This window comes from Hyphococcus flavus, assembly GCF_028748065.1.
GTDB classification, from domain to species: domain Bacteria; phylum Pseudomonadota; class Alphaproteobacteria; order Caulobacterales; family Parvularculaceae; genus Hyphococcus; species Hyphococcus flavus.
In genome coordinates, this window is sequence record NZ_CP118166.1 from 914366 (window position 1) to 929627 (window position 15262).

11 protein-coding genes are annotated in these 15262 nt (G+C 54.2%); 2 read left to right on the forward strand and 9 right to left on the reverse strand.

Features of this window, described 5'->3' with window-relative positions:
* Positions 1-18: 18 nt before the first annotated feature.
* Positions 19-657 (reverse strand): 2-hydroxychromene-2-carboxylate isomerase, encoded by a 639-nt coding sequence (locus PUV54_RS04515; protein ID WP_274494379.1) that lies wholly within the window; start codon positions 655-657, stop codon positions 19-21.
* Between the two features lie 81 nt (positions 658-738).
* Here PUV54_RS04515 and aguB point away from each other — a divergent pair, with 81 nt between their 5' ends.
* Complete coding sequence (gene aguB / locus PUV54_RS04520) at positions 739-1590, forward strand: N-carbamoylputrescine amidase (RefSeq protein WP_274494380.1); 852 nt, start codon at positions 739-741, stop codon at positions 1588-1590.
* Here aguB and PUV54_RS04525 read toward each other — a convergent pair.
* The 3 genes from PUV54_RS04525 to PUV54_RS04535 all read right to left on the reverse strand — a co-directional run bounded on the left by PUV54_RS04525 (position 1587) and on the right by PUV54_RS04535 (position 4611).
* Positions 1587-3044 carry an alanine/glycine:cation symporter family protein gene (locus tag PUV54_RS04525; protein ID WP_274494381.1) on the reverse strand — a complete coding sequence of 486 codons (1458 nt, stop codon included), beginning with the start codon at positions 3042-3044 and terminating at the stop codon, positions 1587-1589. The genes aguB and PUV54_RS04525 overlap by 4 nt on opposite strands.
* Before the next feature lie 144 nt (positions 3045-3188).
* Positions 3189-3401, reverse strand: a complete 213-nt coding sequence (locus PUV54_RS04530; RefSeq protein WP_274494382.1) for a hypothetical protein — start codon at positions 3399-3401, stop codon at positions 3189-3191.
* Between the two features lie 166 nt (positions 3402-3567).
* Positions 3568-4611 carry a ribonucleotide-diphosphate reductase subunit beta gene (locus PUV54_RS04535; protein WP_274494383.1) on the reverse strand — a complete coding sequence of 348 codons (1044 nt, stop codon included), beginning with the start codon at positions 4609-4611 and terminating at the stop codon, positions 3568-3570.
* Positions 4612-4837: 226 nt separating this feature from the next.
* Here PUV54_RS04535 and rfbC point away from each other — a divergent pair, with 226 nt between their 5' ends.
* Positions 4838-5389: a dTDP-4-dehydrorhamnose 3,5-epimerase gene (gene rfbC, locus PUV54_RS04540; protein ID WP_274494384.1), complete on the forward strand. Its 552-nt coding sequence runs from the start codon at positions 4838-4840 to the stop codon at positions 5387-5389.
* On the opposite strand, the gene PUV54_RS04545 is transcribed toward rfbC, so the two are convergent.
* From PUV54_RS04545 to PUV54_RS04565, 5 genes are all read right to left on the reverse strand, one after another.
* The gene (locus PUV54_RS04545; RefSeq protein WP_274494385.1) at positions 5386-6597 is read right to left on the reverse strand and encodes a glycosyltransferase; all 1212 of its coding nucleotides are present in this window, start codon (positions 6595-6597) and stop codon (positions 5386-5388) included. The two genes, rfbC and PUV54_RS04545, sit on opposite strands and share 4 nt — an antisense overlap.
* A gap of 10 nt (positions 6598-6607) precedes the next feature.
* Complete coding sequence (locus tag PUV54_RS04550) at positions 6608-7921, reverse strand: HlyD family type I secretion periplasmic adaptor subunit (protein WP_274494386.1); 1314 nt, start codon at positions 7919-7921, stop codon at positions 6608-6610.
* The gene (locus tag PUV54_RS04555; protein WP_274494387.1) at positions 7914-9674 is read right to left on the reverse strand and encodes a type I secretion system permease/ATPase; all 1761 of its coding nucleotides are present in this window, start codon (positions 9672-9674) and stop codon (positions 7914-7916) included. Before PUV54_RS04555 ends, PUV54_RS04550 begins: the two co-directional genes overlap by 8 nt.
* Before the next feature lie 141 nt (positions 9675-9815).
* A complete protein-coding gene (locus PUV54_RS04560) occupies positions 9816-13784 on the reverse strand; it encodes a hypothetical protein (RefSeq protein ID WP_274494388.1) in 3969 nt (1322 codons plus the stop codon).
* A 245-nt stretch (positions 13785-14029) separates the two neighbouring features.
* Positions 14030-15139, reverse strand: coding sequence for a helix-turn-helix transcriptional regulator (locus PUV54_RS04565; protein ID WP_274494389.1), 1110 nt, complete (start codon positions 15137-15139; stop codon positions 14030-14032).
* Positions 15140-15262 lie beyond the last annotated feature (123 nt).

Consider the following 15262-nt stretch of genomic DNA (forward strand, 5'->3'; position numbering starts at 1 on the left):
TTGAAGGCCAACCGCGCGTTACCGGTGTTTGACGCCCATTTTTTCCAGACGCCAGACAAGAGAATCGAGCCTGTCCTGACCGAAAAACGGCTCTCCGTCGAGGACCATCAGCGGTACGCCCCAGTGATATTCAAGCTGGGCAGCCTCGTTTTCGGCAATGCGCTCTGAAATGAGCTTCTGGTTTTCCCGACTCCAGGATGAAAGGGCAGACAGTTCAAGGCCGGCATCGACACATGCACCCGAAAGCGCTTCATCGCTCGTCCAGGGCTGGCCCGACCAGATGCGGCGGCCTGCGGACTGGGCGAAGGCAAGCCCCTTTTTGTGCTCAATAGCCGCAAACGCCAGCGACATCACGCGCATCATGTCTGGCTGTTCTGGCGCTACTTTACCGGTTTCCATGTTCATCTGGATTGGATCGGGGTCGGGCGCGGCGATGGCGACGCCCAGACGCTCCGCCTCCCGCGCAACATCGCGGACAAGATAGGGCAAAAACTGCTTCCGGCCTTTTTCGAAAAAATCGGGCTCGCGCATAGCAAGGGGCCTTACGGGACGAAAGCGCAGGTCGAGCGCGTAGTCGTTTTCAATCGCATTAAGCCTGTCGACCGCCAGGTATGAATAGGGACTGCGGAACGAATAAAAGACTTCCAACACCATCATGTAACGCCCTTCCTATGCCAGGAATTGAAACAATGACGCCTCTTCGCTATGGGTCAAGCACCAGACCAGGAGAGACGGCCCATGGCGCGCACCATTCGCATCGCAGTTTTACAAGCTGCCTTTGGCGAAGACACGATGGCGAACATCAACAAGGTGGAAGAACTCACGCGCAGCGCCGCCAAGGACGGCGCACAAGTCATTTTGGCGCCGGAGCTATTTCAGGGCCCGTATTTTTGCAAAACGGAAGACACTGTCCATTTCACGACTGCTTATCCTTATAAGGAGCATCCTGCTGTCAGAGCGCTCGCACCGCTTGCTAATGAGTTGGGCGTCGTGCTGCCGTTATCCATCTTCGAGCGCGACGGACAGGAATATTACAACAGCCTCGTGACGGTAGACGCAGACGGCTCTGTTCTTGGGCTGTACCGCAAAAGTCATATTCCTGACGGTCCCGGCTACGAAGAAAAATTCTATTTCCGCCCTGGCGACACTGGCTTTAAAGTCTGGGATACAAAATTCGGAAAGTTGGGTGTCGGCATCTGCTGGGATCAGTGGTTTCCCGAGGCGGCGCGCGCCATGATGTTGATGGGCGCTGAAATCCTGTTTTACCCGACCGCAATCGGATCGGAGCCGGAAAATCCATCACTTGATACAAGAGATCGCTGGCGGCGCGCCATGACAGGGCATGCTGTTTCCAATGTCGTACCTGTCGCCGCCGCTAACCGCATTGGCGATGAGGAAGGACAAGTCTTTTACGGCTCATCGTTTATCGTCGATGATGGCGGCGACTTCCTCGCCGACATGTCGCGCACCGAAGAAGGTTTTGTCGCCGCGACGGTTGATCTTGACCACCTTGCCGAACGCCGCGCCAGTTGGGGCTTTTTCAGGGATCGCCGGCCTGACCTTTACGGTCACCTTACAGGCCGCAATTAGCGCACTTCCTCAACGCTGCGCTTTTTCTCCAAAAGCGCTTGCTCTTTTGCTTCAAACGCCCAGGCTTTTTTATCGATGTCCAAGTCTGCGTAATCTTCAACATCAAAAACCGGATCCAGTCCGCGCTTTCTTTGGCGGTCGAAGTCCGCCATCACGCGTTTGCCGATTGGAAATAACAAGACAAGCGCAAACAGGTTGAACAGCGCCAGCAATCCCATCCCGGCATTTGCAAAACCAAAAGCACTCGCCAAATCTCTCGTCGATCCAAACAGCACCAGGCCGAGCGTTGCGACCTTGAAAACTGCGAAAACACGCTTGTCGTCATTGAAGAAAAAGTCGAGCGCCGTTTCGCCGAGAAAATAGTTGTACATGATTGACGAAAAAACAAAGAGCAGCAAGGCAACGGCGATAAAATCATCCGCCCACGCGCCCACATGATCGCCGAGCGCGGCCTGCGTGAGGATCACGCCATCAGTTGCGGGGTCCGTGAAATCAACACCCGAAAGCAATATGATCGAAGCCGTTGCCGTACAGATGATTGCCGTATCAATAAATACTGATAAAGCCTGGACAATGCCTTGATGCGCAGGATGCGGAACATAAGCGACCGCTGCAACATTCGGGGCCGAACCTAACCCGGCTTCATTGGAGAAAAGTCCGCGCTGAACACCCAGCATGATGGCGCCGCCAATGCCGCCGGCCACCGCCTCATTAAAACCGAAGGCGCTTGACACGATCAGGCTGAAAACGTCCGGCAGGTCGGTTATTCGGGTTGTCACGACGAACAGCGCAACAGCGATGTAGCTGACAGCCATGACCGGCACGACAATTTCAACCACGCTGGCGATCCGCCCCAGCCCGCCGAATATAACAATGCCTGTCAGCACGGCGAGCGCTATGCCGGTGGCGATCGGCGGCACGCCGAAAGCATCTGCGATAGATGTCGACGCAGCAAAACTTTGCAGGATATTGAACGATATCCCGAAAGCGATCAGCAAAAGGATCGAATAGATCCCCGCCATAATTTTCGCGCCGCTACCCATTCGGCGTTTAAGACCGCGGGCAATATAAAAGGCAGGCCCGCCGCGAAAATTCCCGTCTGGCTCAAGCTGCTTGAAAAGCTGAGCAATGGTGCATTCAAAAAAACTAGTCGCCATGCCGAGCATGCCCACAACCCACATCCAGAAAATTGCGCCCGGTCCGCCCAGGGTGATCGCCACAGCAACGCCGGCGATATTGCCCGCGCCGACGCGCCCCGCGATTGACAGCGCCAAGGCCTGAAAGGATGTTGGTTTGTCGCTGTCATGACGAAAGGCCTGCCCGAATATCGAAAACATGCGGCCAAAATAACGGAACTGCACAAAGCCCGATCGAACCGTAAACCACAAGCCAATTGGAATGAGAACGAAGATTAAGACTTTACCCCATAAGAGGTTGTTCAGTGCTTCGATCATGGAACTCGCTGTTGTTGCCTTCAGGGACGGGCTTAACGCAGCACCCTAAAGCAACACAGGTTTATTGTCGAATATACGGCATAGCGACATCATCTGCGCCATAACAGTGTGGTTTACGCTGATATGCTATCGAATTACTGACAGTCAGTCTTTTTTCACAAAAGTTACGGCGAATAATGGTTCGCCCTCAAACATATCTTTTGGCGCATCCATGCCTTCGATCATTTTAAAAATGCGCGGCGTGATCGAGCCTTCCATCCGGTAACCTTTTTCCGCCATCTTGCCGCGGTGAAACTCGAGTGCAGCGGCCGTAAATTCACGGGCGAGAATGGTGATGCGTTCCGGATCGTTTGACATGATGAAAGCCTTTGTCGCGTTCGTAGCGTTGTGAATAACGATGTTTTGCAGGAATATGAAGTCTGACGGACAGCTTGTCTATATCTGCGGTTTTCTTACCAAGGAAATCGCAGGGCGCTCAAAAATCGAAACACCCTGCTCTACCCGCAACCCATGTCGGAAGGGCCTATGAGACGGGCGCGGTTTTTCTTTTCTCCATCATCGAATCGAAATTCGACCAGACGCCCTCATCGCCGTGCCACTCGCCTTTCGTCGCCGCCTTGGAATATTCCGTCGCGCGCGCCTCAAAGAAATTCGCATGCTCGACGCCATTCAGGATTTCCGTCAGCCATGGAAGCGGATGCTTTTCAACGCCATAGAGCTTCGGCAAATCGAGCTGGCCGAGGCGCCAGTCAGCGATATAACGGATATATTGCTTGATATCGTTCGCCGTCATGCCCTGAACAGGCCCCATTTCAAAGGCGAGGTCGATGAACTTGTCTTCAAGGCTGACGACCGTTCTGCAACATTCAACGATGTCATCTGCAACAGCTTGAGTGACGCAGCCTGTTTCCTTTGCAAAGGCGTGGTACATCTTGATCACCCCTTCGCAATGCAAGGATTCATCGCGAATGGACCATGTCACGATCTGGCCCATGCCCTTCATCTTATTAAAGCGCGGGAAATTCATCAGCATGGCGAAAGACGCAAATAACTGCAGCCCTTCGGTAAACGCGCCGAACATGGCGAGCGTGCGTGCAATATCTTCGTTCGAATCGACGCCAAATTTTTGCATGAAATCGTGTTTGTCGCGCATCGCTTCATATTCAAGAAACGCGGAGAACTCCGATTCCGGCATGCCGATCGTTTCAAGCAGCAAGGCGTAAGCGGCGACGTGCACCGTTTCCATGTTGGAAAACGCCGACAGCATCATCTTCACCTCGGTTGGTTTGAAGACGCGCGCATAACGCTCCATGTAGTTGTCATTCACTTCGATGTCGGACTGCGTGAAGAATCGGAAAATCTGGGTCAGAAGGTTGCGCTCAGCATCGTCGAGGTTATTCGCCCAGTCCTTGCAATCCTCGCCCAGCGGCACTTCCTCAGGCATCCAGTGGACTTGCTGCTGGCGTTTCCAGAAATCGTAAGCCCAAGGGTAGCGAAACGGCTTGTAAGCGTGTGAGGGCGTTAAAAGCCCTGGGCGGGATGGGTTCGTTTCGGCGGCGTCGAGCATTTGTGCGTCCTGACTTGGCATGATTACGATAGACGAATTAGTCGCCTGAACTACCTTATCTTGTGCCTGCTTCGAAGCTGAGACGCAAGATAGGGTAAAAACAGCCTTTCCACGATTTTTCCCGATTCGCCATGGGGAAACCAGCCATGACCGGCCGAAAGGCGTCTTGCAAATCAGCGCAGGCTGCGGTTCATCCCCATAGCCGCAGTTCAACAAGGTTCACCGCATGGATGTTCAATCGCTCGCCATACCGGAAGTCAAACTGATCACGCCGCGGCGTTTTTCAGACGATCGGGGATTTTTCTCCGAAACCTATAACGCCCGCGCCTTCGCACAGGCTGGCGTCGATTGTGCGTTTGTTCAGGACAATCATTCCTACTCGGCGAAGACGGGAACCGTGCGCGGCCTCCATTATCAGGCGCCGCCCCACGCCCAATCCAAACTTGTGCGCGTTTTGCGCGGCTCAATCATCGATGTTGCGGTCGATGCACGTAAGTCATCGCCTACGTACGGCCAATGGGTCAAAGCAGAACTCTCCGCCGAGAACGGCGTTCAGATTTTCGTGCCGAAAGGTTTCCTGCACGGCTTTATCACGCTCGAGCCGGAAACGGAGGTCGCATACAAGGTCGATGCTTTTTACGATGGTCCCAGCGATGGCTCAGTCAAATGGAATGATCCGGATTTAGGGATCGACTGGGGCGTCAGCGATAAAGACACATCTCTTTCAGATAAAGACGCGTCAGCTCCTGCCTGGGCGGCATTTAAATCGCCTTATTAAGCGACGAGCTTATTTAATAAATCCACTTTGCGTGCGTATATGTCAGACGCCGCGTAGTTCTTCGTGATGACAGCGCGCGCAAGAGCTCCCATTTCGCGAGCGTTCTGTTTGTTCTCCAACGTTTCGATGATGCCGGCTGCAACTTCATTGATGTCTTTCATGTTCACTAACCGCAGTGCTGACTGGTCCTGATCGTAAAGCTCGCGTACCGGCGCAACGTCGGACGCAACAATCGGGCATCCTGTGCTCATCGCCTCCATCATTGACCAGGAAAGCACGAACGGAATGGTCAGATAGACGTGAACGGAAGACGCCTGCAGCACCTTTAGGTACTGATTGCGCGGCAACAAGCCGGTAAAATGCACCCGGTCCAGATCAAGCCGCCGTTCAGCCAGGGCCATTTTTTTAAAGCTTTCTCCCTCGGGAAGCTTTTTTCCGTAAGCCACTCGATCTTCGCCAACGATAACCGCGTGAGCGTTTGGGCGCTCCTTCAAAACGATTTCAAGCGCCGCCATAAACTCGGGAAAGCCGCGATAGGGCTCCATGCCGCGCGCAACATAGGTGACGATCTCCGGGACGTCGCTTAAGTCCAGTTCCGGCAGGCGCAACTTTGCTTCCGGCAACGGCTTGTAAACATCCGTATCAATACCGTCATGCATGACGGTTACTTTATCCTGAAAGCAGTCCGGAATTTGTGAATTTTGAAATTCAGTTGGGCAGATGCCCGCATCGCAATTCACAAGATCCATGAGGATCGTCGCATTGCGCGTTCGCGTGCGTAGCTCATCGTCCAGCGTTCTGTCGTCTTCGTCCTTTAGGAACGTCAAATCCGGCGCATCAGAACGATAGTACCACTCGAAATAACCGACATATTTTGCGTCCGGCCAAATGTCTTTGACGTAAAGGCCCGGGCCCCATCCCGAATGGGCCATGACAATGTCCGGCGTATAGCCTTTTTCTTTCAGTTTGATTGCGGTGCGCGCAAGCCCTTGTCCGTTCAGGACTGATTTTTCAAACCCGCCGACGTAAGGGTGAATTTTTTCCGTGATGTTTCTGTGGGGCGCGTAGTTGAATGTCTTTAATCCCTTCATGGAAACGCCTTTGCGTTGCGTTCCGAAGGTAACGTCCCACCCTTCCCGGTGGGCCAGATACTGCCCAAAGACGCCGAACTGGGCGGGAAAGTTATCATGCAGGAATAGGATGCGCACGACTGCCCGCTTAATCCTCTCGCATCGAACGCGCAAGCGAATCTGTAAGCGGTTTCAGGAAATAACTGATGGCTGGTCTCGAACCGGTTCTGATGAACGCTTCCACGGGCATCCCGGGCACGAGCGCCGCACCGTTCAAAAGATTTTCCAAATCTTCTCCTTGTGGAATATCCACCAGCACCAGATAGTACGATGCGCCCGTCGGTTCATCGACAAAACTGTCCGCGGACACAGTCTTAACCTGCCCTGTCGCTTCTGGCGTTGCGCGGGCGCCGAATGCGGAAAAACGAACAAGCGTTTCCTGTCCTGCTTGCACTTTATCGACATCCTGAGGCGCGACACGCGCCGCCACTTGTAGCTTATCGCCGAACGGTACGATTTCCATCAACCCGTCGCCCGGGGCGATAACGCCGCCTTCAGTATGAACGGATAATCCAATCACGCGGCCCGCCTGAGGCGCGCGCACTTCGGTTCTGCGCAAGGCTTCCTCTGCGGTCACTCTTCGTTCTTCAAGTTCAGATATGGAAACTTCCACGTCACGTAACTCTGAAATAGCTTCTTCGCGGCCGGTCTCGCGTAGCCGCTCAATTTCCAGTTTCGCTTCGGCGATAATGCTCGTCGCTTCGGCGACGCCGGCGCGTAACGCGCCTCGTTCGCCTTCAAGGCGCCTCGACGCACGCTCCAGCTCACGAACACGGGTTTTCGGAGCATAGCCTTGCTCGTGCAACTCACGAACGCCGGCAAGCTCTTCTTCAATCAGCGATCTTTGATCGCGCAACGAAGAAATTTGCGCTTCGAGCCCTCTGATGCGTTCGTTTTGCTGAACGACCCGTTCTTGCAAAAGATTGATTTGCGTCAACCGTGTTGACTGGCGCGCCTCAAGCAACTGCCGCTGCCCGACTAGTTTCGACTGAAACGCTGTCGAGTTTAGGACAACCTCGACGCCTCGCGGCTCAATAAGGCTTGCAGCGCCGTCGCGTTCAGTCTCTAGCCTTGCGCGACGGGCGTAAAGCTCCGTTAGCTGACTATCAATGAGCGCGAGGTTTGCGGACTGCACTGTGTCTTCAAGCCGGGCGACGACGCGCCCCGCTTCGACAAAATCCCCTTCCTGCACCAGAATTTCATCGATCACGCCACCCTCAAGGTGCTGAACAGCCTTACGGTTTGTTTCAACAACGATTTGACCGGAGGCAATCACTGCGCCGTCAATAGGGGCCGCAATCGACCACAAAAGCGACCCGCCAAACAATGCGGCGATAACGCCAATCCCGAGCTTAATAAAGAAGCTCGCACTAGCGGGGCGCGCCGTTACGGCTTCATTCATTTCGCCCTGCCTGCTTTTGCTTGTTTCGAGCCTCGGCATTAAATGGCGCTACCTGTCGAGGCGCGATTTTCTGTAAGATTTCATCGCGCGGACCAAGCGCGCGGACCTCGCCATCAACCAGAAGCAAGAGCTTATCCACAAAAGCAATCGCCGCCGGTCTGTGTGCGACAATAACGGTGGTAGCGCCGCGCGCTTTCAGTTGTTTCACAGCATGCGCCAGAGCGGCGTCCCCATCTGCGTCGAGATTTGCGTTTGGTTCGTCCAGCACAACGAGCTTGGGATTCCCATAAAGCGCACGCGCCAGCCCCAGCCGTTGACGCTGTCCCGCTGACAAATGCCGTCCGCCCTCGCCAATCTCGGTGTCATATCCATCAGGCAGGCCCAGGATCATTTCATGAGCGCCAGCGGCTTTTGCGGCGTCAATGACCTTTTCATCATCGATATCGTCCGAGAGTCTCGCAATGTTGGATGCAGCCGTGCCGTAAAAGAGTTCTACTTCCTGCGGCAGGAAACCAACAAACGCGCCAAGTGCTTCCCGATCCCATTGGTTTATGTCCGCGTCATCCAGCCGGACTTCGCCTGCAAGCGCAGGCTCAACACCGACAATGGCGCGCGCCAGCGTTGATTTACCGGCCGCGCTCGGTCCGATCACGCCAAGCGATTCCCCCGCGCCAAGGTCAAAACTGACATTCTTGAGCACGGGCCGCGGCGCCGCACCCGGCCGGCACACGAGTTTGTCCACAGATAACGCGCCGGACGGGTCCGGCAATGCTGTTCTGGGCGCAGCTTCCTTCGCCATGTTGATAAATTTTTTCAGACGCTCAAAAGCAGCGCCGGTCAGCGCGAACTGCCGCCACTGACTTGTTACGATCTCAACGGGCGCCAGCGCGCGCCCCGCAATAATCGAAGCTGCGATCATCACGCCGGGCGTCACCGCGCCTTGGATCGCCAGAAATGCACCTGTGCCAAGAATAGCCGATTGCAAAAACAACCGCGTCGCCTTGGTGGTGGCGGTAAGGCCGCCGATGCGATCCGTCGCTAAAACGGCGTTTTCATTCGCCGTCTCCGCCAGGCCGCGCCATCTCTTTTTTAACCGGCCGCGCATGCCCATAGCGTCAACGGCTGAGGCATTGCGAATTGCACTGAGCGCCACACGCTCTGAACTCGCCGTCAATTTATTCGCTTCGAGACCAGCCGCTCTTGAAGCGCGCTCATTGACAAACGCAAGCGCCAATAAAATCAGCAGCCCGGCCACGGCAACCACCCCAAGCAGCCAATGCATTAAAAAGACAAGAAGAAGAAAAAACGGTGTCCAGGGCGCATCGAACACAGCCGTTAACGCTGGACTGGAAACAAACTGGCGGATCTGGCGCAAATCCTTCAATGGCTGCTCGGCGGAGGCATTGCCCGCGCGCCCAGCGTCCATGGCGACGTCGAACGCCGCATCGCTCAACTTGCCCTCAAATGCATCGGCTGAACGCGAGAGTAATGCGCCGCGAGCAAAATCGAGAACCGCCATGCCGGCAAACAATGCGAAGGTGATGAGGGTAATTACAGCCAGCGTTTCGTATGAACGACTGCCCAATACGCGGTCATAGATTTGCAGCATGTAGAGGGGACCCGTCAGCATTAACATGTTGACGAAGAAGCTTAACAGTCCCGCGTGAAGCAGCAGCTTTCTGGCAGCCCTGAGGGCCGCCTCTATGTGCGGCGAAACGTTGCCCGCCTGGGGCTGAGAATGCGATGCGGCCATTAACCAGAACCAGAGGTATTGCGGCTAATTCCTAATCCAAAAGCCGCGCACCATTTACTAGGCAAATTCTAGACCAAAGAGAGGAAAATAGTAAATTCCGCTTTAATCAAAGAGATTTCACCGCATCCGCACTCATACCTATCAGCCAAAGATAAAGTCATCCTCGTGGAGTTCCGCAATCAGGACGCCCTGCAGGATGATGATATCGCCATTGCCGAAGTTGATATAGGTGTCGCCGTCAAGCTCCACCGCCGCGGCGGTCACCTCTGCAAAGGTGTCGAAGCTCGACCCGAAATTGTTGAGCTGGATCACGTCCTCGGTCCCGGCGCCGGCCGTGAAGTCGGTGATCACGTCAAAATCGCCGCCGAGATTGTAAAGGAACGTGTCGTTGCCTGCGCCGCCTGTCACGAGATCATTTTGACGCCCGCCGAAGATCAAATCATCGCCATCGCCGCCATTGATGAAATCGTTCTCCGCGGCGCCTGATATAATGTCATCGCCATCACCGCCCTCAAGAGTATCCACGCCTTTGGCGCCGAAGATCAGGTCATTACCTGCGCCGCCCATGATCAAGTCGTTGTTAGCGCCGCCGGCGGCTTCATCATCGCCGTCACCAGCGTCAAGAACGTCATTATTGACGCCGCCCGAAAGGAAATCTGAATCACCGCCACCGGATAGCATGTCACTATCGGCGCCGCCGAAGATGATATCTTGGCCATCGCCGCCATTGATCGTGTCATTCCCCGTTGAACCGACAAGCAAATCATCGCCAGCGTTGCCAATAAGCTCGTCATTCCCGGCGCCGCCATTGGCAGAGTCGTTCCCTGCCCCGCCGATGATCTGGTCATCATCGTCATTACCGAGCATGAAATCATTGCCATCGCCGCCGTCCAGCGTGTCGTCGCCGGCGTCGCCGTTCAGCACGTCATTGCCAAGCCCGCCAAAGATTGCGTCATTTCCGCCGCCGCCGTTTTGACTGTCATTGCCGCCAGCGCCGAACATCAGATCATCGTCATCGCCGCCATCGAGCTGGTCGCCCGCTGCGCCGCCAACAATTGTATCATTTCCGGCGCCGCCAGAAAGGCCATTGGCCTGGCTGCCCCCGATGAGATTATTCGCTCCATCGCCGCCATCCCAATTGATGGTTCCGTCAACAAGATCAGGGCCGGTCAGCTCCGCGTCTCCCAACGCCCGCACGCCTGTGCCGCCGGTCACGACATTGTCGGGACCGAAGGAGACCGCGCTGGCGTCTGTCTGATTGAACCCGACAAAGAAGCCGACAGAGTTATCCGTGAGCGTATTATTGGCGAAAAACGCGTTTGTGCCGCCACCGAAGAATGTAGAGACCAGGAAAGCCGCAGAGCCGGAACCATCCGATACGGCGACGCCCCTATTGTTGGATACGGTATTGCCGATGACGTTTATCGACGCGCCCGCGCTGATATCGAGCGCATAATCGAGGAAGTCCCCATCGCCCTTACCTGTATAGACATTGTTGATAAAGTCGCCTGAAACGCCAGAGCCAAAATACAAGACGCCAATTCGCCCGATGTCAGAGAATGTAGAGTTTGTAACATCGACATTGCTTGCCGTGCCGAAAACGGCAATTGCATTGCCTTGGTAGGGCGAACCTGTTTCCTGATACTCAATGTCGGTAAATTCGACCTCGTCAAAACTACCCGACCCCAGGTGACGGAACGCCTGCCAAATATCATGACCGGCGCCGTCAAATGTTACGCCGGACACGTCAAGCGTCACGCCCTCTTCCACAAGGAACCAGCCCCGCGCGTCACCCGACGTGCCGGTGTCAAAAGCAGCTTCGACTGTTGTTGCACCGATGCCTTCGCCGATAATGGTCAGATCCTTGTCGATGACAATCTGCTCGATATCGGAATCATGCACGCCCGCCGCCAAACGGATCGTATCGCCGCTGCTGGCCGCGTCCACAGCTTCTTTAATCGTATCAAAAGTGCCGATAATACTGTCCGATCCGTCAAATAACTGGACCTTCTGACCGATATTTAAAACCGTCGACCCGCCCGAGAACGCCAGCGATTCGATATTTGAAAATGAATCAAGACCTTCATCGCCGTCACCGGCGTTATTATCAGTCGAGCCATTAAACGCCGTCACGAAACCAGCACTTGTGGTCGTTGCATCAATAGTAAAGTCTTGCACGTCGCCGGCGAATAACGCCGTATCGGCGCCGTCGCCGCCGTTCAGCATATCACTGCCAAGTCCGCCGACGATAATGTCATCGCCGCCCATGCCGAACACATGGTCGTCGCCGCCATAATCGTTCCCGCCCTCGGCAGAGTCGTTCAAAAGATCATTGGCGTTCGTGCCGACAATGTGGTCGTTGCCATCAGTACCCCTGACGCGGCTATCAACGCCAAGAACATCAGTCGAGTCAGAGTTGATCGTGACCCCCGAGAGGTCGAGACTGTTGTCGCCGCCTGTCAGAAGGTAATTGCCGGGATAACCCGCGACCCCTGCTGCGTCAGTACCCGGACTTGCCACCGGATCAATGAATAGAAGGTCGCCCCATGACGTGCCGCCGCTCAGATTGACGTCAGTAAAGGTAATGCCGTTGAGATCAGTATAGCCCTGAATTGCAACTTGCGGCTTGTGATACCAACCATTTACGGTGACATTATCCATGACGACATCGCCGATGGGCGTATCCACGTCATATGTAGACGGATCAAAACCTGCGATCTGGATCGCATTATCGCCGCGGGACGCAACCGCCGTTGCTTCCGTCGCTGTCGATGTGATTGTCAAATCCGTTAATGTCGCATCGCCGTGAAAGCCAAACAGGACGATGTCGCCGGACCCGTTGGAGCCGCCCTGACCATTATCGGTAAAGGTGGAGTTGGTAATCGAAACAGCATCGAGATCGAACGCTCCAGAACCGGAACCGACCCCGTGCGTTCCGTTATTCGAAAACGAACTATCTGAAATATCCAGAAGCGAGAGATTGGTCGAACTGCCGATACGCAGGCCTGAACCGCTTGCACCGCTCACTGAAAAGCCGCTGATGGCTACTGTTGCCGAACCGGCGCCGTCAATATCGCCGCTAATCTCTATGCCGTTCGATCCTGTCGGCGACAGCATGACATCGGGCACGCCGTCATTGCCCACATCAACGCCTTCAAGCGTGATCTCTTTACCGATGGAAAGGCTTTCCGCGTAGGAGCCGTCAGCCACCTGAATGAGATCGCCAGCGGACGCCTCGTCAATCGCCGCCTGAATGGACATGCCCTCCACGACATAAAAGAACGCATCGTCGAGACCAGTCGTTGATATCTCCAGCGTTGTTCCGGTGACATCCCCGTTATCAATAGCCATTTTCGCATCTTCGACGGATGCAAACGACGCAATGATGGTCGAGCCTTCGTAAACCTGCACAGGGTTCGTGTCTTCAGTCAGCAGTTGCGAATCATCAACAGCTATGCCGCCCGCGACATCAATGTTTGTGAACCACCCATACCGGTTGCCGCCGAAATCGTTCGCATAGTCATTCGATGGGTCGTTTAAAACCTCATTGAATATTACAACATCGTTTGAATTCTTGACCGTCATGGACACGCCAAGCGTGCCATCTCCGGCTTCAAAGAATGTATGTTCGAAAGTGTACCATCCAGCAGATATCACTTCACCGAAGTTGCCGGTCTCGAGATCTTCTCGCGGATCAAAATTTGTATTGTTGCTTGCGCCGATCAGCAGATCGCCCGTTGAGGTATCCTTGGTGACGTGGAAAATAAAATCCTGGAGATGCGCGCCGCTTTGATTGTTCGCCGCAACGGAATAATCAAACCCTTCTCCAGCCGCGAGCGCGCTCGGGTCGAGGTAGATTTTTATAGTCGTCGTAACACCCTGATTACTGTCGAGAGCCCGGTATCCGTCAAACCGCGTAAACGGACCTGTTAAGCCGCCATCAGCATCTGTTTGCGCAAAAATAGAATGAGAGGAGCCGTCGGCCGAAACTATCCCGTTTGTGCCGGAAGCGACTTCGGTTGTCGTGCCCGACCATCCGTTTGTTTCATCGCTATAGCCCTCAGAATCGACTTCAAAGCTTTGGTCAAAACGCGAAAAAGTATTTGGCATGGTGTTAAGCCCCTGATTGTTACGAAGCGAACACAGGCACGAACCGTTGATGAAATTACCCCCGCTAGAAAGCGCGCATCATTGATGCACCGCTTGTATTAGCGTCTTATGCACATCGGTTATTGTAATGCGGCGTGCCGCTTTCCCCTCTTCTATATTTGCTCTTTAAGCGAACATTACAGAAGATATACATAAGCGCCTTCGCCGGTGAATACGCTAAATGGTGTAGGCCGAAGCAACCGCATTCAAAGCATTCGCTGCAGCGCAATAAGCAGTTCCGCCCTATGACTTGCGGATAGCTTCGCGCTCATGGCTTTGATTTGCGTCTGGACCGTCGCCTTTGACACGGCGCGCTTTTCTGCAATCTGGCTTGTGGTGTGCCCACGGACCAAGAGCTTGCCAATCTCTTTTTCGGCGCCGGTAAGATGGACAGATTTCGCCGGCAAGCCCGGCTGAACTGTCGCTTCCTCCAGCAGCATCACAATAACGCCGTTTCTCAGTAAAATTGAGGAGTCTGCCGGCAACGGCGCAATTGCTAAAGCGCACTGAGCATCAACGTTTTTTCCACGAATTTTTATATTCGCACATGAGCGACGATCATCAAATAACAGCGAAGCAAAGAGTACGGCGCGTTGCAAATTTCGTTGATGCTTGTCATTGACGATAGTCAGCTTTCCACCTTTCGAAGAAACGAATTTTTGTTCGAGCAGTGCGTTTTCACCGGCTTCAGAGGCTGTGATGATTTTCAAAAACGGATCACAAATGAATGCCGTAACATTCGCCAAGCTTAAACTCTGCGCCGCAAAATTCAGATTACGGGCGTCAAGCTCGTTTTGCAGGTCTACCGATGCATAAAGCGTAGGCAGCAAGCGATTGAAAATGGTTTTATCAATTGCAGACGCGTGGTCCTGATTCTTGGATCGCAACACGGTAACAGTGGTTGCCGCTTTCTGCGTATGACTGAGCTTTGCAAAAAGCGAATATGGCGCATCAACACGCAAAAGAAAGTTCTGGAAAAAATAGTCGTTCATCCACTCGTAACGGGTGGTAAAGTCAGCCTCACCTTGAGGAACGCCGAGTGGCGCGTCATAAATAGCGGCCGCGCGCTTGTTGACAGTGGGCGATGCGCCTTGCTGCTTCGCGAATTCACGCGGTAACTCGCACGGGATGCCGCCAGTAAGACTCGAGAGCAACCCCAGATCAGGCGCCATGCTGTTGAGGTGACAGCCCCACCCGCCTACTGATTGTGCAAAAAGCTCTAGAGCTTCCCCCCAATTGCCAGTAGCAGGCGCCAATGCAAGCGCCTTTTCAGCCGCAACAATACGGTCCTGAAGTGCTAGCCCTAAACGAGCCATTTAAATTCTGCAGGAGCTCTCGTCCCACCCTCAATTCATACCCTTAATAACTATTACATATCGGTAATCATTGGTAAACAAGATTCCTATGTTTATGTTTTTACTGCGGTTTTAGGGACTCAA

Coding starts and splice junctions, on each gene's coding strand:
- PUV54_RS04525 (WP_274494381.1), bottom strand. CDS start 3,044: ATGATCGAAGCACTGAACAACCTCTTATGGGGTAAAGTCTTAATCTTC.
- PUV54_RS04565 (WP_274494389.1), bottom strand. CDS start 15,139: ATGGCTCGTTTAGGGCTAGCACTTCAGGACCGTATTGTTGCGGCTGAA.
- PUV54_RS04535 (WP_274494383.1), bottom strand. CDS start 4,611: ATGCTCGACGCCGCCGAAACGAACCCATCCCGCCCAGGGCTTTTAACG.
- PUV54_RS04530 (WP_274494382.1), bottom strand. CDS start 3,401: ATGTCAAACGATCCGGAACGCATCACCATTCTCGCCCGTGAATTTACG.
- aguB (WP_274494380.1), top strand. CDS start 739: ATGGCGCGCACCATTCGCATCGCAGTTTTACAAGCTGCCTTTGGCGAA.
- PUV54_RS04555 (WP_274494387.1), bottom strand. CDS start 9,674: ATGGCCGCATCGCATTCTCAGCCCCAGGCGGGCAACGTTTCGCCGCAC.
- rfbC (WP_274494384.1), top strand. CDS start 4,838: ATGGATGTTCAATCGCTCGCCATACCGGAAGTCAAACTGATCACGCCG.
- PUV54_RS04515 (WP_274494379.1), bottom strand. CDS start 657: ATGATGGTGTTGGAAGTCTTTTATTCGTTCCGCAGTCCCTATTCATAC.
- PUV54_RS04550 (WP_274494386.1), bottom strand. CDS start 7,921: ATGAATGAAGCCGTAACGGCGCGCCCCGCTAGTGCGAGCTTCTTTATT.
- PUV54_RS04560 (WP_274494388.1), bottom strand. CDS start 13,784: ATGCCAAATACTTTTTCGCGTTTTGACCAAAGCTTTGAAGTCGATTCT.